This window comes from Pseudomonas sp. B16(2017) (assembly GCF_002113205.1).
GTDB lineage: Bacteria > Pseudomonadota > Gammaproteobacteria > Pseudomonadales > Pseudomonadaceae > Aquipseudomonas > Aquipseudomonas pharyngis.
Genome location: NZ_NEKA01000001.1, coordinates 360450 through 381277 on the forward strand (window position 1 = coordinate 360450; position 20828 = coordinate 381277).

Annotated in this window: 20 protein-coding genes; 7 read left to right on the forward strand and 13 right to left on the reverse strand. The window is 61.8% G+C overall.

The features are described 5' to 3' along the window. Positions 1–97: 97 nt before the first annotated feature. From CAG25_RS01735 to CAG25_RS01745, 3 genes are all read right to left on the reverse strand, one after another. Positions 98–373 carry an HU family DNA-binding protein gene (locus CAG25_RS01735; RefSeq protein ID WP_003213368.1) on the reverse strand — a complete coding sequence of 92 codons (276 nt, stop codon included), beginning with the start codon at positions 371–373 and terminating at the stop codon, positions 98–100. 190 nt (positions 374–563) lie between these two features. Further along, on the reverse strand, positions 564–1712 hold the full coding sequence (locus tag CAG25_RS01740) for an NAD(P)/FAD-dependent oxidoreductase (protein ID WP_085612416.1): 1149 nt from the start codon (positions 1710–1712) through the stop codon (positions 564–566). A 21-nt stretch (positions 1713–1733) separates the two neighbouring features. Next, a complete protein-coding gene (locus CAG25_RS01745; protein WP_007954349.1) occupies positions 1734–1901 on the reverse strand; it encodes a rubredoxin in 168 nt (55 codons plus the stop codon). Positions 1902–2100: 199 nt separating this feature from the next. On the opposite strand from CAG25_RS01745, the gene CAG25_RS01750 reads away from it, so the two are divergent. Together CAG25_RS01750 and ubiA are read left to right on the forward strand one after the other, a co-directional pair. Continuing rightward, complete coding sequence (locus CAG25_RS01750; protein WP_085612417.1) at positions 2101–2652, forward strand: chorismate lyase; 552 nt, start codon at positions 2101–2103, stop codon at positions 2650–2652. Beyond that, positions 2652–3542 carry a 4-hydroxybenzoate octaprenyltransferase gene (gene ubiA / locus CAG25_RS01755; RefSeq protein WP_085612418.1) on the forward strand — a complete coding sequence of 297 codons (891 nt, stop codon included), beginning with the start codon at positions 2652–2654 and terminating at the stop codon, positions 3540–3542. The genes CAG25_RS01750 and ubiA overlap by 1 nt, the downstream gene beginning before the upstream one ends. A 113-nt stretch (positions 3543–3655) precedes the next feature. On the opposite strand, the gene CAG25_RS01760 is transcribed toward ubiA, so the two are convergent. After that, on the reverse strand, positions 3656–4039 hold the full coding sequence (locus CAG25_RS01760; RefSeq protein ID WP_007954346.1) for a hypothetical protein: 384 nt from the start codon (positions 4037–4039) through the stop codon (positions 3656–3658). Positions 4040–4190: 151 nt separating this feature from the next. Here CAG25_RS01760 and phoB point away from each other — a divergent pair, with 151 nt between their 5' ends. From phoB to CAG25_RS01775, 3 genes are all read left to right on the forward strand, one after another. After that, a complete protein-coding gene (gene phoB, locus CAG25_RS01765; RefSeq protein WP_003229608.1) occupies positions 4191–4880 on the forward strand; it encodes a phosphate regulon transcriptional regulator PhoB in 690 nt (229 codons plus the stop codon). A 74-nt stretch (positions 4881–4954) separates the two neighbouring features. Further along, entirely contained in the window at positions 4955–6241 is a 1287-nt protein-coding gene (phoR, locus tag CAG25_RS01770) for a phosphate regulon sensor histidine kinase PhoR (RefSeq protein WP_218887987.1), read from the forward strand. 111 nt (positions 6242–6352) lie between these two features. Beyond that, positions 6353–7693, forward strand: a complete 1341-nt coding sequence (locus tag CAG25_RS01775; protein ID WP_007954342.1) for a hemolysin family protein — start codon at positions 6353–6355, stop codon at positions 7691–7693. A gap of 6 nt (positions 7694–7699) precedes the next feature. Here the strand turns inward: CAG25_RS01775 and CAG25_RS01780 are convergent, their stop codons facing one another. From CAG25_RS01780 to CAG25_RS01815, 8 genes are all read right to left on the reverse strand, one after another. Continuing rightward, positions 7700–8596: a M23 family metallopeptidase gene (locus tag CAG25_RS01780; protein ID WP_064600495.1), complete on the reverse strand. Its 897-nt coding sequence runs from the start codon at positions 8594–8596 to the stop codon at positions 7700–7702. 184 nt (positions 8597–8780) lie between these two features. Beyond that, positions 8781–9737, reverse strand: a complete 957-nt coding sequence (locus CAG25_RS01785) for a response regulator (RefSeq protein WP_011336612.1) — start codon at positions 9735–9737, stop codon at positions 8781–8783. Positions 9738–9914: 177 nt separating this feature from the next. Next, on the reverse strand, positions 9915–10676 hold the full coding sequence (phoU, locus tag CAG25_RS01790) for a phosphate signaling complex protein PhoU (protein WP_007954334.1): 762 nt from the start codon (positions 10674–10676) through the stop codon (positions 9915–9917). A 71-nt stretch (positions 10677–10747) separates the two neighbouring features. Further along, entirely contained in the window at positions 10748–11581 is an 834-nt protein-coding gene (gene pstB / locus CAG25_RS01795; RefSeq protein WP_007954333.1) for a phosphate ABC transporter ATP-binding protein PstB, read from the reverse strand. A 160-nt stretch (positions 11582–11741) separates the two neighbouring features. After that, positions 11742–13412 carry a phosphate ABC transporter permease PstA gene (pstA, locus tag CAG25_RS01800; protein ID WP_064600499.1) on the reverse strand — a complete coding sequence of 557 codons (1671 nt, stop codon included), beginning with the start codon at positions 13410–13412 and terminating at the stop codon, positions 11742–11744. 16 nt (positions 13413–13428) lie between these two features. Next, positions 13429–15462 carry an ABC transporter permease subunit gene (locus CAG25_RS01805; protein ID WP_170844920.1) on the reverse strand — a complete coding sequence of 678 codons (2034 nt, stop codon included), beginning with the start codon at positions 15460–15462 and terminating at the stop codon, positions 13429–13431. Positions 15463–15886: 424 nt separating this feature from the next. Continuing rightward, entirely contained in the window at positions 15887–16888 is a 1002-nt protein-coding gene (locus CAG25_RS01810) for a phosphate ABC transporter substrate-binding protein PstS (RefSeq protein ID WP_064600501.1), read from the reverse strand. Positions 16889–17042: 154 nt separating this feature from the next. Next, a complete protein-coding gene (locus tag CAG25_RS01815) occupies positions 17043–18341 on the reverse strand; it encodes an MFS transporter (RefSeq protein ID WP_085612419.1) in 1299 nt (432 codons plus the stop codon). A 377-nt stretch (positions 18342–18718) separates the two neighbouring features. On the opposite strand from CAG25_RS01815, the gene CAG25_RS01820 reads away from it, so the two are divergent. Together CAG25_RS01820 and CAG25_RS01825 are read left to right on the forward strand one after the other, a co-directional pair. Further along, positions 18719–19123 (forward strand): acyl-CoA thioesterase, encoded by a 405-nt coding sequence (locus CAG25_RS01820; protein ID WP_003229628.1) that lies wholly within the window; start codon positions 18719–18721, stop codon positions 19121–19123. 57 nt (positions 19124–19180) lie between these two features. After that, positions 19181–20080 (forward strand): D-hexose-6-phosphate mutarotase, encoded by a 900-nt coding sequence (locus CAG25_RS01825; RefSeq protein ID WP_085612420.1) that lies wholly within the window; start codon positions 19181–19183, stop codon positions 20078–20080. A gap of 125 nt (positions 20081–20205) precedes the next feature. Here the strand turns inward: CAG25_RS01825 and CAG25_RS01830 are convergent, their stop codons facing one another. Then, positions 20206–20742 carry a DUF3299 domain-containing protein gene (locus CAG25_RS01830; RefSeq protein WP_064379774.1) on the reverse strand — a complete coding sequence of 179 codons (537 nt, stop codon included), beginning with the start codon at positions 20740–20742 and terminating at the stop codon, positions 20206–20208. Positions 20743–20828 lie beyond the last annotated feature (86 nt).

Sequence of the window (20828 nt, forward strand, 5' to 3'; positions counted from 1 at the left end):
CGGACGAAATCATCGAGCACAAAAAATGGGCATCCGACCGCAATCGGTATGCCCATTTTTCATGCAGCGCGCCCGGCTGACCGGGCGTTTACCGCCATTATGGATTGACGCTGTCTTTCAACGATTTGCCTGGCTTGAACGCAACGGTGTTGCTGGCCTTGATCTTCACCGGTTCACCGGTCTGCGGGTTTTTGCCGGTGCGGGCACCGCGGTGGCGTTGCAGGAAGGTGCCGAAGCCCACCAACGTGACGCTGTCCTTGCGGTGCAGGGCGCCGGTGATTTCTTCGAGAACGGCGTTGAGAACGCGGTTGGCCTGCTCTTTGGTCAGATCCGCTTTTTCAGCGATTGCAGCGGCGAGTTCTGGTTTACGCATTAGTGAAGCCCCTTTGACGGTTTTTTGTTGTTATGTCCGTGCTGTTCTCGTTGGAACAGCGCCCAAGGCGCCGCAGGCTCTACTCTGCGGCAGACGGGAGTGAGGATGGCACGCGGATAAGGGCGGCGCCAGTCTCCCCGCGACCTTTGTGGGGGCAAAAGCGGGGTGATTCCGACAGAACGACCGGTATTTACGCCAGCAAGGCCGGAAGCTGTTTGTTCAGCGCAAGTTTTTCCATCACCGCCGTGCCGGTCAGGGCATAACCGAGCAATTGCCCTTCGGCGTCGTGGCACAGCACCTTGATGTCAGCGCCCTGCCCTTCGACCGTCCAGACGCCTTCGCGGCCCCGTGGCGGCGGGGAAACCACCAGCGGGCAGACCGGGGTTTTTACGGTGATCGGCATCGGTCCGTAGTTCACCATGGTCGGGTTGCCGGCCAGGGTCTGTGCCAGCGCTCGCGCACAACTCATGAGGGGCATGACGTACAGAAGATTCAGCCCGTCGACCTCGGCGCAGTCGCCTAGGGCGTAAATGTTGGCGTGAGAGGTTTGCAGATGACGGTCGACCACCACGCCGCGATTGGTCTGGATGCCGGCAGCCGCCGCCAGATCGATCCGCGGGCGCAGGCCGATGGCCGAAACCACCACATCGCACGGGACAACCTGACCGTCGGACAGGTGCGCTTCCAGTCCGTCAGCGACTTTTTGCAGGCGGGTCAGCACCGGGCCGAGGTGGAAACGCGCGCCGAGACTTTCCAGCCCGGCCTGCACCGCAGCCGCCGCAGCGGGATGCAGCAGGGTCGGCATCACCTGCTCGCACGGTGCAACCAGTTGCACCTCGTAGCCACCGAGAATCAGGTCATTGGCGAACTCGCAGCCGATCAGCCCGGCACCGAGCAACAGCACCCGACGCTTGCCGGCGGCCGCCGCGCGAAAGCGCGCGTAGTCTTCGAGATCGTTGATCGGGAACACCAGATCCCCGCCGTCGCCTTCGATCGGCACACGCACGGTTTCCGCGCCCCAGGCGAGGATCAGGTCGCGATAGCTCACCGCTTCCTCGCCGATCCACAGCCGCTTGTGGCCCGGATCGATGCCGCTGATGCGGGTATGGGTGCGGATCTCGGCCTTCAACTGCTCGGCCATCGCGCCCGGCTCGGCCATGCTCAAGCCGTCGGCGTCCTTGTGCTTGCCGAAGCCGGTTGAAAGCATCGGCTTGGAGTAGGAGCGACCGTCATCGGCGGTAATCAGCAGCAACGGGGTTTCGCCATCGAGTTTGCGAAACTCGCGGGCCAGGTTGTAACCCGCAAGCCCGGTGCCAATGATGACGACAGGTGCGCTCATGCCCTACTCCTCAGTGTTTTCTCAGTTGATTTCGATCATTTCGAAGTCCATCTTGCCGACGCCGCAGTCCGGGCACAGCCAGTCTTCCGGCACGTCCTGCCACAGGGTGCCCGGCGCAATGCCGTCATCCGGCCAGCCGTCGGCTTCGTTGTAGATCAGGCCGCAGACCACACATTGCCACTTTTTCATTCAGGTACTTCCTCAGGGTTCAGGCTTTAGCCGGCGCGGACGGTCGATGGTGCAGCGTTGCCGTCCGGCTCAGGGCGTTTTGTACTGATCGGGCCGGGCAGATGCAAGCCTGTTCGGCGCAGCGGCGACCCGGATCAATCAAACTCGCGGCTCGCCATGGTAAGCTCGCCGCCTCATTTGCTGCCAATAATGACTCATTGTGCAACACACAAACGCTCCGCTGTGGCGCCCGCAAAGCGAACTGACACCCCTCCCCGACACATCCACGCTCGACTGGCTGTTCGATGAAGGCTCCCTGACCCGCCGGCTGACGCGCCTGTCCGATGACGGCTTCAGCGTGACGCCGCTGTTCGAAGGCTGGCAGACCCTGCGCGACGACGAATGCGCCGCGCTGGACCTGGCCGAAGGCAGCGAGGGCTGGGTGCGCGAGGTGTATCTGCGCGGGCATGGCGAGGCCTGGGTGTTCGCCCGCAGCGTGGCGTCGCGCAGTGCCTTGCAGGGCGACGGCTTGCACATGGATGAACTGGGCAGCCGCTCGCTGGGCGAACTGCTGTTTTGCGATCACGCCTTCCAGCGTCGCGCCATCGAAGTCTGCCATTACCCGAAACACTGGTTGCCGGAAGGCTCCCAGGCTGCCGGCCTGTGGGGACGGCGCTCGCGGTTCGACCGTGGCGCCTTGAGCGTACTGGTGGCGGAGATTTTCCTGCCTGCGCTGTGGGAAGCTGTCCGCGCCCGTCCGGAGAACTGCTGATGTACCAAAGCCTGCTCAAATCCCTGAATCGCTTGAACCCGCGCGCCTGGGACTTCATCCAGCTGACGCGGATGGACAAGCCGATCGGCATTTACCTGCTGCTGTGGCCGACGCTCTGGGCCCTGTGGATTGCCGGTAAAGGCTCGCCATCGCTGGCCAACATCGTGATTTTCGTCCTCGGCGTGATCCTGACCCGCGCCGGGGGTTGCGTGATCAATGACTGGGCCGACCGCAAGGTCGACGGCCACGTCAAACGCACTGCGCAGCGACCTATTGCTGCCGGCAGGATCAGCTCGAAAGAAGCGCTGGTGTTTTTCGCGCTGCTGATGGGCGTGAGTTTCCTGCTGGTGCTGTGCACCAACGCCGCGACCATCTGGCTGTCGCTGGGCGGTCTGGCGCTGGCGTTCACTTATCCGTTCATGAAGCGCTACACCTACTACCCGCAAGTGGTGCTGGGCGCGGCGTTTTCCTGGGGCATGCCGATGGCGTTCACCGCCGAAACCGGTGAGCTGCCGGCCACCGCCTGGCTGCTGTGGATCGCCAATCTGCTGTGGACGGTGGGCTACGACACTTATTACGCGATGACCGACCGCGACGATGACCTGAAGATCGGCGTGAAATCCACGGCGATCCTGTTCGGCGATGCAGACCGGGTGATCATCCTGACCTTGCAAGCGCTGTCGCTGGGCTGTCTGGTGCTGGCGGGGTCGAAATTCGAGCTGGGAATCTGGTTCCACCTCGGCCTGCTGGTAGCCGCCGGGTGCTACGCCTGGGAATTCTGGTACACCCGGGACCGGGACCGGATGCGTTGCTTCAAGGCGTTCCTGCACAACCACTGGGCCGGGCTGGCGATTTTCATCGGGATCGTGCTGGATTACGCGTTACGCTGAAACACAAAACCTGTGGGAGCGAGCTTGCTCGCGAAAGCGTTGGGTCAGTTGCCACATAGGCTGACTGAAAAGACGCCTTCGCGAGCAAGCCCGCTCCCACAGGGGATTTGCGTTTATTTGTGCTCGTGAACCACGTGCCACACGTCCTTCATCTTGTCGCCGGTCATATCGCCCGGCTTGGCATCTTTCACGAAGGTGTACAGCGGCTTGCCGTCGTAGGCGTACTGCATCATGCCGTCATCGCGTTTGATGACTGTCCATTTACCTTCAGCCTTGGCATCTGCCGGCGCCATCAACGGCGGCCAGTTCTTGGCGCAGTCGCCGTTGCACATCGACTTGCCGCCACTGTCCTTGTCGAACGTGTAAAGCGTCATGCCCTTGTGGTCGACCATCATGCCGTCTTTCATCATGGCCGGCTCGGCCGCCATCGCCAGTCCAGGCAAGGTCAGGGCGGCAGCCATCAGCAAAGCCTTAAAGGAAGCAGTCATTTGAGTCATGGAAACCTTCTCTTGTGGTTGTCAGGATTCGGACTTAGAGCTTAGTTCAGGATTCGCACAATCGCCGCCGGACTAAAATACTGTCACACGACTGCAATAATTCCGTTATCTAATGCGGCGCAAGACAGTTAAATGACAAGAGGATTAAGGCATGGTTGGCAGGAGCATTCTGATCGTCGACGACGAAGCGCCCATTCGCGAAATGATCGCCGTTGCGTTGGAAATGGCCGGCTATGACTGCCTCGAGGCAGAGAACTCGCAGCAGGCCCACGCCATCATCGTCGACCGCAAGCCGGACCTGATCCTGCTCGACTGGATGCTGCCCGGCACCTCCGGCATCGAGCTGGCCCGCCGCCTCAAGCGTGACGAGCTGACCGGGGACATCCCGATCATCATGCTCACCGCCAAGGGCGAAGAGGACAACAAGATCCAGGGTCTGGAAGTCGGCGCCGACGACTACATCACCAAACCGTTTTCCCCACGCGAACTGGTCGCACGCCTCAAGGCTGTGCTGCGTCGCGCCGGCCCGACCGATGGCGAAGCGCCGATCGAAGTCGGCGGCCTGCTGCTCGACCCGATCAGCCATCGCGTGACCATCGACGGCCGCCCGGCCGAGATGGGCCCGACCGAATACCGTCTGCTGCAATTCTTCATGACCCACCAGGAGCGCGCCTACACCCGTGGCCAGTTGCTGGATCAGGTCTGGGGCGGCAACGTCTATGTTGAAGAGCGCACCGTCGACGTGCACATCCGGCGCCTGCGCAAGGCCCTCGGCGATGCCTACGAAAATCTGGTACAAACCGTGCGCGGCACCGGCTACCGGTTCTCCACCAAGGCCTGAGCCGAGCGCCCTCACCGTAGACAAGGACCGCATTTTCCGTGAACCAAAACTGGCATGGCACCCTGATTCGCCACATGCTGTTGCTGGTCACCGGCTGCCTGGTGATCGGCCTGATCACCGGCTACTACGGCTGGAGCCTGGCGGCGGGCCTGGGCCTGTACCTGGCCTGGACGCTCAAGCAACTGCTGCGCCTGCACGAATGGCTGCGCCTGCACCAACCCGATGAAGCACCGCCCGACGGCTACGGCCTGTGGGGCGAGGTGTTCGACAGCATCTACCACCTGCAACGCCGCGACCAACGGGTACGCGGACGCCTGCAAGCGGTGATCGACCGCGTTCAGGAGTCCACCGCCGCGCTGAAAGACGCGGTGATCATGCTCGACAGCGACGGCAACCTGGAATGGTGGAACCGCGCCGCCGAAACCCTGCTCGGCTTGAAAACCCCGCAGGACAGCGGCCAACCGGTGACCAATCTGGTTCGCCATCCGCGCTTCAAGGAATACTTCGAGCAGGAAAGCTACGCCGAACCGCTGGAAATCCCCTCACCGACCAATGATCGCGTACGCATCCAGCTGTACCTCACGCGGTACGGCAACAACGAACACTTGATGCTGGTCCGCGACGTCACCCGCATCCATCAGCTGGAACAGATGCGCAAGGACTTCATCGCCAACGTCTCCCACGAGCTGCGCACCCCGCTGACGGTGATCTGCGGCTACCTGGAAACCCTGCTCGACAACGTCGAGGAAGTGAACCCGCGCTGGAGCCGCGCCCTGCAGCAGATGCAGCAACAGGGCGGACGCATGCAGACCCTGCTCAACGACTTGCTGCTGCTGGCCAAACTGGAAGCCACCGATTACCCGTCGGACAACCAGCCCGTGCACATCGACACCCTGCTGCAGTCGATCAAGAGCGATGCGCAGCAGTTGTCAGGCTCAAAGAATCAGCGCATCACCCTGGAAGCCGATACCAGCATCCTGCTCAAGGGCAGCGAGGCGGAATTGCGCAGTGCGTTTTCCAATCTGGTGTTCAACGCCGTCAAATACACCCCGGCCGAGGGCAATATCCGCATCCGCTGGTGGGGCGACGATCAGGGCGCGCATCTGAGCGTGCAGGATTCCGGGATCGGCATCGACAGCAAACACCTGCCGCGCCTGACCGAACGCTTCTACCGCGTCGACTCCAGCCGCAACTCCAACACCGGCGGCACGGGCCTGGGCCTGGCCATCGTCAAACACGTGCTGCTGCGCCATCGCGCCCGGATGGAAATCAGCAGCGTGCCCGGTCATGGCAGCACCTTCACCTGCCATTTCGCCCCGGCCCAGGTCGCTCAGGCACGGGTCATCAGCGCCGCTGAGTAATGCCGGACTAGGCAATCGCCAGGTCAGCCGCTACATTGGCTGACTTGCGCCTGCCTTTCAGGTGCGGATTTTTCTTTCTTTCGAATCACACGGAACCCGCAAAACTCCATCATGGACCCTTCCCCTGGCTTGTCCCTCGCAACAATATTCGCCGATTTCGGCATGATTCTTTTCGCTCTGATCCTGGTTCTGCTCAACGGCTTCTTCGTTGCGGCGGAATTCGCCATGGTCAAACTGCGCTCGACCCGAGTCGAAGCCATCGCTGAGCAGCACGGCTGGCGGGGGCACATCCTGCGCACGGTGCACAGCCAGCTCGATGCTTACCTCTCGGCGTGCCAGCTCGGTATCACCCTCGCCTCCCTGGGCCTGGGCTGGGTCGGCGAGCCGGCGTTCGCGCACATTCTCGAGCCGCTGCTGAGCGCGGTCGGCGTGCAGTCGGCGGAAGTCGTCAAAGGCATCTCGTTCTTCACCGCGTTCTTCATCATTTCGTACCTGCACATCGTGGTCGGCGAGCTCGCACCCAAATCCTGGGCGATCCGCAAACCCGAGCTGCTGTCGCTGTGGACGGCGGTGCCGCTGTACCTGTTCTACTGGGCCATGTACCCGGCGATCTACCTGCTCAACGCCAGCGCCAACACCATCCTGCGCATTGCGGGGCAAGGTGAGCCCGGCCCGCATCACGAGCACCATTACAGCCGCGAAGAACTGAAACTGATCCTGCACTCCAGCCGTGGCCAGGACCCGAGCGACCAGGGCATGCGCGTGCTGGCCTCGGCGGTGGAAATGGGCGAATTGGAAGTGGTCGACTGGGCCAACTCCCGGGAAGACCTGATTACCCTCGAGTTCAACGCCCCGCTGAAAGAAATCCTGGCGATGTTCCGCCGCCACAAGTTCAGCCGTTATCCGGTGTACGACAGCGAGCGCAAGGAGTTCGTCGGCCTGCTGCACATCAAGGATCTGCTGCTGGAGCTGGCGGCGCTGGATCACATTCCCGAGTCGTTCAACCTCGCCGAACTGACGCGCCCGCTGGAACGCGTGTCGCGGCACATGCCGCTGTCGCAGCTGCTGGAACAGTTCCGCAAGGGCGGCTCGCACTTCGCTGTGGTCGAAGAGGCCGACGGCAACATCATCGGCTACCTGACCATGGAAGACGTGCTGGAAGTGCTGGTCGGCGACATCCAGGACGAACACCGCAAGGCCGAGCGCGGCATCCTAGCCTACCAGCCGGGCAAGTTGCTGGTGCGGGGCGATACGCCGCTGTTCAAGGTCGAGCGCCTGCTGGGGATCGACCTGGATCACATCGAAGCCGAAACCCTCGCCGGGCTGATCTACGAAACCCTGAAACGGGTGCCGGAAGAGGAAGAAGTGCTGGAAGTCGAAGGCCTGCGGATCATCATCAAGAAGATGAAAGGTCCGAAGATCATTCTGGCCAAGGTGCTGATGCTCGACTGACGGGGTTTACTGCTTGCCCAGCGCAAAGTTGGGCAACGCCCCCAGCGGCTGGTTGAACTGATACGGAATCGACACCAGCCCCATCCCGGTATTGCGCTGCACCACAAAGTGCAGGTGCGGGCCGCTGCTGTTGCCGGTGTTGCCGGACAGCGCCAGCGGACTGCCCACCGCCACTCGCTGCCCCTCGCGCACACTCACCGACCCTTGTTTGAGATGCAGGTACACGCCCATCGTGCCGTCGTCGTGCAGGATCCGCACGAAGTTGCCGGACGGATCGGTGCCGCGCCCGTTCTGGGAATTCTCGGTCTTCACCACCACCCCGGCGCGCGCCGCGATGATCGGCGTGCCGACCGGCATGGCGATGTCCATCGCATATTTGTTCTTCGGCCCGAAGTGGCTGTAATCGCCATTGGCGCCCTGGCTGAGGCGGAACGGCCCGCCACGCCATGGAAACGGATAGCGATAGCCCTGAGCCGCGCCAGCCGGGTCGCCGAGGGAATACTGGAACATCGGCGTGTACACCAGCGGTTTGCCACCGGATACCGGCGTCAGCAACGCCAGCCGCGTATTGCTGCGCGCCGGCAGCACCCGGCGAATCGTTTGCGCCGGTGCGCCGCGCACGTTGCTCATCCCGGTAAACGCCAGGGCAACCTCGACCGGCGCATACAGGTCGTTGCGCACGAACACCACGTCCGCGCCCTTCTGTTTCTTGATGTCGAGATAGACCTGGCGCTCGAGGCGCTCGACCATCCGATCCTGAAACACGAACACCTGGGAGCCTTTGCTCGGACGGTCGCTGTACGAAACCACTCCGTTGGCATCGGTGGACTTGTAGATCGTCATGGCCACCGTCGAGGTGGAGGCCATGAACAGACCACAGAAAAACAGCAGGCGCAGGGGCATGGGCAAAAGTTCTGTCGAGTAAGGCCTGGGAATGAGCCTAGCAGCTGAAGCAGACCAGGCTAGTCGACAGATGTTTCAAAATGGCGTGAATGATCGTCCCCACGCTTTGCGTGGGGGGACGCGGAGCGTCCCTTGAGGCATTCCCACACGGAGCGTGGGAACGATCAATGTCTGGCGACGAAGATTATGCGCCCGGAACGAAGTGCTTCTGCGCCGTGCCGCGGGCGATCAGGCGGGAGATGTAGTCGAGCTTCTGCGCGTCCTGGTCGACGAAGCGGAAGGTCAGTTGCAGCCAGTCGCTGTCGGGTTTCGGCTCGTGGGCGACGACGGCGTGCAGATAGCCGTTGAGACGGGCGATTTCGGCGTTGTCGCCCTGCTCCAGATCGAGCACGGCGCTGTCGAGGATCTGCGGCAGGGTGTCGGTGCGTTTCACCACCAGCAGCGCTTCCTTGATGCTCAGGGCCTTGATCACGCATTGCTGAGTGCCGCTAGGGAGGCGCAGTTGGCCCTGACCGCGACCGCCGGCCGGAGCGCTTGAGGCTGCAGGAGCCTTCACCGGCGGGCTGTTGAGCAGGCCACGCTGTGGCGCGGCGGCAGGTGCCGGGGCTGCAGCGGCAGGCTTGGCAAACGGGTTGGCCGCAGCAGCAGCCGGAGCGGAACCGACCACGGCAGCCTTGCCGCCGGTCAACGCGCTCAGGGAGTCGTTGCCGAACGCCGAGTTCATCTTGGTTGGAGCGCTGTTCATCAGAGTGTCGAGCTTGCCGACCTTGTTCAGAGCCTGCTTGACCTTGGTCAGCAGTTGCTCGTTGGTGAACGGCTTGCTGACGTAACCGGTAACACCGGCTTGGATCGCCTGCACGACGTTTTCCTTGTCGCCCCGGCTGGTGACCATGATGAACGGCATGGTCTTGAGGTTGTCCTGCTCACGGCACCAGGTCAGCAGTTCGAGACCGGACATTTCCGGCATTTCCCAGTCGCACAGCACCAGGTCGAAGGCTTCCTTGGCCAGCATGGCCTGGGCCTTCTTGCCGTTGATGGCGTCCTCGGTGCGGATCCCCGGGAAGTAATTACGCAGGCACTTTTTCACCAGGTCACGAATGAACGATGCATCGTCCACGACCAACACACTGATCTTGCTCATCCAACACCCCTATTAAAATCCCGGCAAGCATAACGCTGGCTGATGGCACATTGCCAAAACTCTTCAGTCACGCCGGGACTTTTCGTTCGCGGGTGCTGCTTTTTATTTCGGTTCTGCCTATGAAAAGCAGAAACAAAAACGCCCGGCCAAAGGGCCGGGCGCTTTTCTCAGGCAATCTTACTTATCGTCAGCATCGCCCGGAACATTAGCGGTTTCGCCACTTGTCCCTTCAACTTCTTCCTTCATGCGCTTGAGGCCCATGTGCCGCACATCGGTGCCGCGCACCAGATAAATCACCAGCTCGGAGATGTTACGGGCGTGGTCGCCGATCCGTTCCAGCGAACGCAGGACCCAGATAATGCTCAAGACACGCGAGATAGAGCGCGGGTCTTCCATCATGTAGGTCGCCAGCTCACGCAGGGCGGTCTTGTATTCGCGGTCGATGATCTTGTCGTATTGCGCCACCGACAGCGCCAGGTCGGCGTCGAAGCGGGCAAAGGCGTCCAGCGCATCGCGGACCATGTTGCGCACCTGGTCGCCGATGTGGCGAACCTCGACGTAACCGCGCGGCGCTTCGCCTTCTTCGCATAGCTGGATCGCACGCCGGGCGATCTTGGTCGCTTCGTCGCCGATGCGCTCAAGGTCGATCACCGATTTGGAGATGCTGATGATCAGACGCAGGTCGGACGCCGCCGGCTGACGACGGGCCAGAATGCGCAGGCATTCTTCGTCGATATTGCGTTCCATCTGGTTGATCTGGTCGTCGATCTCGCGCACTTGCTGGGCCAGGCCCGAGTCGGCCTCGATCAGCGCGGTGACCGCGTCGTTGACCTGTTTCTCGACCAGCCCGCCCATGGCCAGCAGGTGGCTGCGCACTTCTTCCAGTTCGGCGTTGAACTGCGCGGAAATGTGATGGGTAAGGCCTTCTTTACTAATCATGTTGGCGTCCTTGGAGCGTCCGGTAAGGTGCGGCGGGCCGCAGCGTCAATTCTGTGAATAACCCGCAACTGTCAGCCGTAACGACCGGTGATGTAGTCTTCGGTCTGCTTCTTGGCCGGATTGGTGAACAGGGTATCGGTGTCGCCGAATTCCACCAGTTTGCCCATGTACATGAACGCCGTGTAGTCGGACACCCGCGCCGCCTGCTGCATGTTGTGGGTCACGATGACGATGGTGAACTTGGATTTGAGCTCGTAGATCAACTCTTCGACTTTCAGGGTCGAGATCGGGTCGAGTGCCGAGCACGGTTCGTCGAGCAGCAGCACTTCCGGTTCCACGGCGATGGTACGGGCGATCACCAGACGCTGTTGCTGTCCACCGGACAGGCCGAGGGCCGAGTCATGCAGACGGTCTTTCACTTCGTCCCACAGGGCCGCGCCTTTCAACGCCCACTCGACGGCTTCGTCGAGGATGCGCTTCTTGTTGATGCCCTGGATGCGCAGGCCGTAGACCACGTTTTCGTAGATGGTCTTCGGGAACGGGTTAGGCTTCTGGAACACCATGCCGACCCGGCGACGCAGCTCGGCCACGTCTTCGCCCTTGCGGTAGATGTTGTTGCCGTACAGGTTGATCGCGCCTTCGACGCGGCAGCCGTCCACCAGGTCGTTCATGCGGTTGAAGGTACGCAGCAGCGTGGACTTGCCGCAGCCGGACGGGCCGATGAAGGCGGTCACGCGCTGTTTCGGGATGTTCATGCTGACGTCGAACAGCGCCTGTTTCTCGCCGTAGTAGAGGCTCAGGCCCGGCACTTCGATGGCCACGGTTTCCTGCTCGAGGTTCAGGCTCTGCTTGTCGCGGCCCAGGGCAGACATGTTGATGCCGTGGGTATGTGTTTCGTGCTGCATGGGAGATCCCCTGTGCTAACAAATTCGGTTCGGTTTGCCGCTTGGTGCGGCTGTACGCAATCTAGTGTGGGAGCGGGCTTGCTCGCGAAGAGGTCGGCCCATTCAACATCAATGCTGCCTGACCCACCGCTTTCGCGAGCAAGCCCGCTCCCACAGGAAATCAGCTATCCAATGCTTTGTACTTCTCGCGCAGGTGGTTACGGATGTACACCGCCGACAGGTTCAGGGTGGCGATCACCAGCACCAGCAGCAGCGCCGTGGCATACACCAGCGGCCGCGCGGCCTCGACGTTCGGGCTCTGGAAGCCAACGTCATAGATGTGGAAGCCCAGGTGCATGATCTTCTGATCCAGGTGCAGGTACGGGTAGTTGCCGTCCACCGGCAGCGACGGCGCCAGTTTCACCACACCTACCAGCATCAGCGGCGCCACTTCACCGGCGGCGCGAGCCACGGCGAGGATCATGCCGGTCATCATCGCCGGACTGGCCATCGGCAGAACGATCTTCCACAGGGTTTCAGCCTTGGTCGCGCCGAGGGCCAGCGAGCCTTCGCGCACGGTGCGCGGGATACGCGCCAGACCTTCCTCGGTGGCCACGATCACCACCGGCACCGCCAGCAGCGCCAGGGTCAACGAAGCCCAGAGCAGACCCGGTGTACCGAAGGTCGGTGCCGGCAGCGCTTCAGGGAAGAACAGACGGTCGAGCGAGCCACCGAGCACGTAGACGAAGAAGCCCAGACCGAACACGCCGTAAACAATCGCCGGAACACCCGCCAGGTTGTTCACCGCGATCCGGATCACCCGGGTCAGGGTGTTCTGCTTGGCGTATTCACGCAGGTACACCGCCGCCAGCACGCCGAACGGGGTCACGATCATCGCCATGATCAGGGTCATCATCACGGTGCCGAAGATCGCCGGGAAAATCCCGCCTTCGGTGTTCGCTTCACGCGGGTCGTCGGACAGGAATTCCCAGACCTTGCTGAAGTAGAAACCGATTTTGGTGAACGTCCCCATCGCGTTCGGCTGGTAGGCGTGAACCACTTTGCCCAGGCCGATTTCGATTTCCTTGCCGTTGGCATCACGAGCGGTCAAAGCGTCACGGTTGAACTGCGCGTGAAGGTCGGCCAGACGGGCTTCGATGTCCTGATAGCGGGCGTTCAGCTCGGCGCGCTCGGATTCCATGTCCGCTTGCGCGGTGGCGTCGAGCTTGCCTTCCAGCTCCAGCTTGCGACCGTGCAGACGGATGCGCTCGAGGCCGGCGTTGATTGCGCCGATGTCGGTTTTTTCCAGCGACTTGAGCTGCGCGGCGAGGCCGTTCACGCGGTTGATCCGCGCTTGCAGCTCAGGCCAGGCGGCTTCGCCTTCGGCGATCACCTTGCCGTCCTGTTTGACGTTGACCAGGTAGCCGTAGAAGTTGCCCCACTCACGACGCTCCAGCGCCATCAGCTCCGGCGGATTCTTCTGGTCGGTCAGCCACTCGCCGACGATCCAGGTGAAGTCGTTGCCGTTCAGGTCACGGTTGCCGACCTTGATCAGCTCGCGGGTCATGAATTCCGGACCTTCGTCCGGCACCGGCAGGCCGGCGCTCTTCAGACGGGCGCGCGGCACTTCTTCTTTCTGCACCACTTCGCCCACGACCAGATGCTGGCCCTGGCCCGGTACGTCATAGCTGGCGTGGATCAGATCCGCCGGCCAGAAGTGACCCAGACCGCGCACGGCGATCACCGCCAGCAGGCCAATGGTCATGATGACCGCGATGGACACCGCGCCACCGCTGATCCAGACGCCGGGGGCGCCGCTCTTGAACCATCCTTTCAGGGAGTTCTGTTTCACAGACTTCTACCTTTGCTTAAAGCGACGAGTATTTCTTGCGCAGACGCTGACGAATCAGTTCCGCGAGGGTGTTCATGACGAAGGTGAACAACAGCAGCACCAGCGCCGACAGGAACAGCACGCGGTAGTGGCTGCCGCCGACTTCCGACTCCGGCATTTCCACCGCGACGTTGGCGGCCAGGGTGCGCAGGCCTTCGAACAGGTTCATTTCCATGACCGGGGTGTTGCCGGTGGCCATCAGCACGATCATGGTTTCGCCGACCGCACGGCCCATGCCGATCATCAGCGCCGAGAAGATGCCCGGGCTGGCAGTCAGGATCACCACGCGAGTCATGGTCTGCCACGGCGTGGCGCCGAGGGCCAGCGAGCCCAGGGTCAGGCCGCGCGGCACGCTGAACACGGCGTCTTCGGCGATCGAGTAGATGTTCGGGATCACCGCAAAACCCATGGCCAGACCGACCACCAGTGCGTTGCGCTGGTCGTAGGTGATGCCCAGGTCGTGGGAGATCCACATGCGCATGTCACCACCGAAGAACCAGTTCTCCATGAACGGGCTCATGTACAGCGACAGCCAGCCCACGAACAGGATCACCGGGATCAGCAGCGCACTTTCCCAGCCATCCGGGACTTTCAGGCGGATCGATTCAGGCAGGCGGCTGAAGGTGAAACCGGCGATCAGGATGCCGATCGGCAGCAGCATCAGCAGGCTGAAGATGCCCGGCAGATGCCCTTCTACATAAGGCGCGAGGAACAGACCGGCGAAGAAGCCGAGGATCACCGTCGGCATCGCTTCCATCAGCTCGATCACCGGCTTGACCTTGCGGCGCATGCCCGGGGCCATGAAGTACGCGGTGTAGATCGCAGCGGCGACGGCCAGCGGTGCGGCCAGCAGCATCGCGTAGAACGCGGCTTTCAGGGTGCCGAAGGTCAGTGGCGACAGGCTCAGTTTCGGTTCGAAATCGGTGTTGGCAGCTGTCGATTGCCAGACGTATTTAGGCTCGTCGTAGTTCTCGTACCAGACCTTGCTCCACAGTGCGCTCCACGAGACTTCCGGGTGCGGGTTGTCGAGCAGCAGCGGTTGCAGCTTGCCGCCGGCTTCGACGATCACGCGGTTGGCCCGTGGCGACAGACCGAACAGGCCCTGGCCTTCGACGACTTGATCGACCAGCAAGGTGCGGTGCGCGGTGCTGTGGAACACGCCGAGCTTGCCGCTGGCATCCAGGGCCAGGAAGCCCTTGCGACGTTCTTCGGCGGAAATTTCAACGATCGGCGTGGTGCCCATCTGGAAGGTGCGGATCTGCTTCAGGCGCAGCTCGCCATCGGTGTCGCGGGCCATGAACCACTGGGCCAGGCCACCCTTGGAGTCACCGACGATCAGCGAGATACCACCGACCAGTTGCGTAGTCGCAGTGACTTCAGCGTCAGCGTTTTCCAGCAGCTTGTAGCGACCGTTGAGGCTCTTGTCGCGCAGGCTGAACACGTCGGCCTGAGCACGCCCGTTGACCACGTACAGCCATTGCTGGCGCGGGTCGACGAAGATGTTTTTTACGGGCTCGGTCATCTGCGGCAGATCGATACGCTTCTGCTCGTTGGTGACTTCGCCGGTCATCATGTTTTCTTCGCTGGTCAGCGACAGCACATTCAGTTGCGAACCGGTGGAGCCGACCAGCATCAGGGTCGAATCGGTGGCATTGAGGCTGACGTGCTCCAGCGCACCGCCACTTTCGTTCAGCGCGATCGGTGTCTCGCCGTACGGGTACTCAATGGCCGGGGTGATGGTCTTCTTGCCATCCGGGTAGCTGACTTTATAAGTGTGACGGAACACCAGCGCCTGGCCGTTGGACAGGCCCACGGCCACCAGCGGATGGCCCGGCTGGTCTTCGCCGATGGAGGTCACACTGGCGCCTGCCGGCAGGGGCAGATCGACGCGCTTCAGTTCAGCGCCACTGTCGATGTCGAAGAACAGCGCCTGGCCCTTGTCGGAAACGCGCATGGCCACCTGATTCTGCTCTTCGAGCGAAATCATCAGCGGCTTGCCGGCGTCCTGCATCCAGGCCGGGGTGAGTGCATCTTTCGCGGTCAGGTCCGCACCCTTGAACAGCGGCGCGACCACGTAGGCGAGGAAGAAGAAGATCAGGGTGATGGCTGCCAGTACCGCCAGACCGCCGACGAGGACGTACCAGCGAGTGAAGCGATCCTTGAGCGCGCGAATGCGGCGCTTGCGTTGCAACTCAGGCGTATTGAAGTCAATGCGCTTGGGAGGGTTCGTAGTCATTTTGGAATTGGCCAGATCATTCATGCGCACACCCTAGCGATCCTGTATGACAGAAAGATGACAATGCAGTGACGCACCAAATCCGCCGCCAGCAGGGCACTGGCAGTGGATAGAAGAATTCGGGGAGTGTGGGGGCCGGGCCGCTTGCGGGCCGGGCCCCACACGTGAGTCAGGCGGGGTTCACCCCTGACTCAGTTTGTTACTTTTTTGCGACTTCAGCGCCGCCTTCCTGCAGACCCAGGTCAGCCAGTGCTTTTGCAGCAACCTTGGCTGGCAGCGGGATGTAGCCGTCTTTCACGACCACTTCCTGACCCTGTTTCGACAGAACCAGTTTCACGAACTCGGCTTCCAGCGGGGCCAGAGGCTTGTTCGGGGCTTTGTTGACGTATACGTACAGGAAACGCGACAGCGGGTACTTGCCGTTCAGGGCGTTTTCTTCGGTGTCTTCGATGAAGTCCGAGCTGCCTTTCTTGGCCAGGGCCACGGTTTTCACGCTGGCGGTCTTGTAGCCGATGCCCGAGTAACCGATGCCGTTCAGCGAGGAGCTGATCGACTGCACGACCGAAGCCGAGCCTGGTTGTTCGTTGACGTTAGGCTTGTAGTCGCCTTTGCACAGGGCTTCTTCCTTGAAGTAGCCGTAGGTGCCGGATACCGAGTTGCGACCGAACAGTTGAACCGGCTTGTTGGCCAGGTCGCCGGTCACGCCCAGGTCGCCCCAGGTTTTCACGTCGGCTTTGGCGCCGCACAGGCGGGTGGACGAGAAGATCGCGTCAACCTGTTCCATGGTCAGGTGCTGGATCGGGTTGTCCTTGTGCACGAAGACAGCCAGGGCGTCCACTGCAACCGGGATAGCGGTTGGCTTGTAGCCGTATTTCTGTTCGAAGGCCGCCAGTTCGGTGTCCTTCATCTTGCGGCTCATCGGGCCCAGGTTGGAGGTGCCTTCAGTCAGCGCAGGAGGCGCAGTGGCGGAACCAGCGGCCTGAATCTGGATGTTTACGTTCGGGTATTCTTTTTTGTAGTTCTCGGCCCAGAGGGTCATGAGGTTGGCCAGGGTATCGGAACCGACGCTGGACAGGTTGCCCGACACACCAGTGGTCTTGGTGTAGCTCGGGATAGCAGGGTCAACAGCGGCAACCGCGTTGGCAGTCGCAACGCCAGCAGCGACAAAAGTCATTGCCGCCATCAAACGCTTCAGTTTCATGCCTTACTCCTAGCAGATAGGGTGTGTTAAGTCGGGGCCAAGTATCAGCAGGCCGTGTGAACACTCTATGGCTGAAATATGACAATTGGATGAAAGGCCAGCATCCCTGTCGGAAGGCTGGCCTTTCAGTTGTAACCGCAAGTGTGAAGGTGGCTTAGCGACCTTTGCTCCACAGCCACGCGCCGACCAGGATCCCCATCCCGCACAGCACCGCCACATAGTAGGCAGGCCCCATCGCGCTTTCTTTCAGCAGCAGGCTGACGACCATCGGCGTCAGGCCGCCGAAGATCGCGTAAGCGACGTTATAAGAGAAGGACAGACCGCTGAAGCGCACCACCGGCGGGAAAGCCTTCACCATCACATAAGGCACCGCGCCGATGGTGCCGACCAGAAAACCGGTCAACGCGTACAGCGGGAACAGCCAGTTCGGGTGATCGGCGAGGCTGTGGTAGAAGGTCCAGGAGCTGGCCAGCAGAGCCGCGCAGCCGAACACAAACACGCGACCGGCACCAAAGCGATCCGCCAGCGCGCCGGAAATGATGCAGCCAAAGCTCAGGAACACGATCGCCAGGCTGTTGGATTGCAGCGCGGTGGTCGGCGAGAAGTGATAGACCGTCTGCAGCACGGTCGGGGTCATCAGGATCACCACGACGATGCCGGCGGACAGCAACCAGGTCAGCAGCATCGACACTGCAATGGCCCCGCGATGGTCGCGCAGTACGGCGCGCAGCGGCACTTCTTCGGCCAGCGCCTTGCGTTGTTGCAGTTCGGCGAACACTGGGGTTTCGTGCAGCCAGCGACGCAGATAAACCGAGAACAGGCCGAACACGCCACCCAGCAGGAACGGAATGCGCCAGGCGTAATCCGAAACTTCCGTTGGCGTATAAATGCTGTTGATCGCGGTGGCGACCAGCGATCCCAGCAGGATGCCTGCCGTCAGGCCGCTGGTCAGGGTGCCGCAGGCGTAGCCGATGTGCTTGCCAGGTACGTGTTCGGAAACGAAGACCCATGCCCCCGGCACCTCACCGCCAATCGCCGCGCCCTGGATGACGCGCATCAACAGCAGCAGGATCGGCGCCCACAGGCCGATCTGCGCGTAGGTCGGCAGCAGGCCCATGATCAGGGTCGGCACCGCCATCATGAAAATGCTCAGGGTGAACATCTTCTTGCGCCCCAGCAGGTCGCCGAAGTGCGCCATCACGATCCCGCCCAGCGGCCGCGCGAGGTAACCGGCGGCGAAGATGCCGAAGGTCTGCATCAGGCGCAGCCACTCGGGCATATCGGCCGGGAAGAACAATTTGCCGACCACGGTGGCAAAGAACACGAAGATGATGAAATCGTAAAACTCCAGCGCGCCCCCCAGGGCCGATAGCGACAGAGTCTTGTAGTCATTGCGGGTCAACGGTCGTGCGGGTTGGTCGGGCTGCGCGAGGCTCGAGGGCGCTGTGGTCATGGCAAGGTCTTCTCTTATAGTCGGATCTGCCGCCACAACAACGCTGGCTGTGGCTCGGGCAGGTTCGGCACCATAGCAAATTGTTCGAAAAAGCACATAGAGGCGCGTATTTGCCGGTCGAAATCAGAACCGGACGGTCGTCGCGGAGTCTACCGACCGATATACTCGCAACCTTGCTCCGGTTTGTAAGGGGTTGCTGTGCGAAAACGTCGTTGGCCCGACCCTTGCTCGGGATTAGCCGGTTTCGCAGAGTTTCTCCTTAGGCGCCTGATGGAAAACGTGACGAACGTAGTATGTTCGGTGCTGAATCGTTTTTCCCGAAGACGGCTACCACCAGCAGCACCAACGAAGAGTCACGGGTCAGAGGCCCCCCCGGCATGATAGAGCTCGAACAAGAAGATCCGATCCCGCAAGGCGACCTGGCCCTGCAAATCACCGCGCTACCCCGCGAAACCAACGGCTTCGGCGATATTTTCGGCGGTTGGCTGGTCGCACAGATGGACCTGGCCGGCACGGCCATGGCCAGCCGTGTTGCCGGTGGCCGTGTCGCGACCGTCGCCATCGACCGCATGGCGTTTCTGGTGCCGGTGGCTGTCGGCGCGCAATTGTCCTTTTATACCCAGACCCTGGAAATCGGCCGCAGCTCGATCCAGATGATGGTCGAGGTGTGGAGCGACGACCCGCTGTCCAGCGAGTGGCGCAAGGTGACCGAAGCGGTGTTCGTGTTCGTTGCCATCGATGGCAGCGGTCGCACCCGCTCGGTTCCGCCACGCGCACGTTAAACCTCGCGACCGTTTCACGGTCGATAGTCGTCCAAGTTGCTGATCGAGAGTTGTCCCATGAACACGCCCAACGTTGAAGCCGTGAAACTGGATGAACTGAACTGCTGGCGCATCCGCCACGGTCAGGCCGAAGTGCTGGTGGCCCAGCAAGGCGCGCACATCCTCAGTTATCAGGTGGACGGCCAGCCGCCGATCATCTGGCTGAACGACAAGGCCGTGTTCAAGACCGGCCAGAGCATCCGCGCCGGTGTGCCGGTGTGCTGGCCGTGGTTCGGCAAGTTCGAACGCAACCCGCAGAGCGTGCAGGCCATGTACACAGGTGCGCAACCCGCCCCCGCGCACGGGCTGGTGCGGGCAATGGATTGGGAGCTGGGCGGCATCGAATCAGAGGCTGACGGCGTCAAGGTCGAATTCAGGCTGCCCCACCCCGAAGGCGGACTGCCGGGCTGGCCGCATCAGGTCGACCTGACCCTGACCCTGCATTTGTCCGAGCAATTGCAGTTCAGCCTGACCAGCCACAACCGTGGCAACGACACCGTCAGCCTCAGTCAGGCGTTGCACACGTATTTTTCCGTCAGCGATGTGCGCAACGTGCACGTCGCCGGCGTCGATGGCTTGAATTACATCGAGACCCTGGACGACTGGAAGACCTGCACCCAGCAAGGCGACCTGCACTTTGCCGGCGAAACCGACCGCATTTACCTCGACGCCCCGCCGCAATTGAGCATCGTCGACCCGGCCTGGGAGCGGCGCATTGTGCTGACGGCTACCGGCTCGCGCACGGCGGTAATCTGGAACCCGTGGATCGACCGCGCGGCAGCACTGGCCGACATGGACAACGACGGCTGGCAACGCATGCTGTGCATCGAGACGGCGAACGTGATGGACGACATCGTGACCCTCGCGCCGGATGCCAGCCACACCATGGGTGTAAGCGTCGGTTCAAAATCGCTTTAAACCCTAGCGCAAAATAACTGTGGGAGCGGGCTTGCTCGCGAAGGCGTTGTGTCAGACAAATCGATGTAACTGGCACTCCGCTTTCGCGAGCAAGCCCGCTCCCACATTGGGTTCTGCGCCAAGTCTTAGAGATCGGACTCTTGCACCACCCGCACCTTGTCCGCTTCCAGCGCATACGCCGCATCGGCCAGGTCGTTGCTGACCTTTTCGATCTTCAGCGTGCCGGTCACCCATAACGGCGTGTAGATATCGTCCAGCTTCAAACCCTTCGGATAGCGCACCAGCACCAGTTGATTCGGTGGCGGTGGCGGCACATGGATGCAGGCGCCCGGGTACGGCACCAGGAAGAACAGCGTGCTGCGACCCTTGGCGTCGGATTCCAGCGGCACCGGATAACCGCCGATGCGGATGTGTTTGTCATTCATCGACGCTACGGTCTTGGTCGAATACATCACCGCCGGCAAACCTTTGGCCTGCTTCATCCCGCCTTTCTGGGTGAAGGTGCCGGTGGCTTCCGGGGAGTTGTGGTCGATTTCAGGCATGGCCTCGAGGGCTTTCTGGTCCGACTTGGGCATCAGTTCCAGCCAGTCGGTTTCCGGCAGTTCGCCGGCGTGGGCCAGACCGCTGCCCAGCAAAAGGAGAGTCAACAGAAGACGGCGCATGAAGGTGCTCGGTAAAGGATGCTCGAAAAGGGAGGGGACGCTGAATCGCCGAGCATTTTAGCCCTCCCCGCCGGATTGGCGGAGAG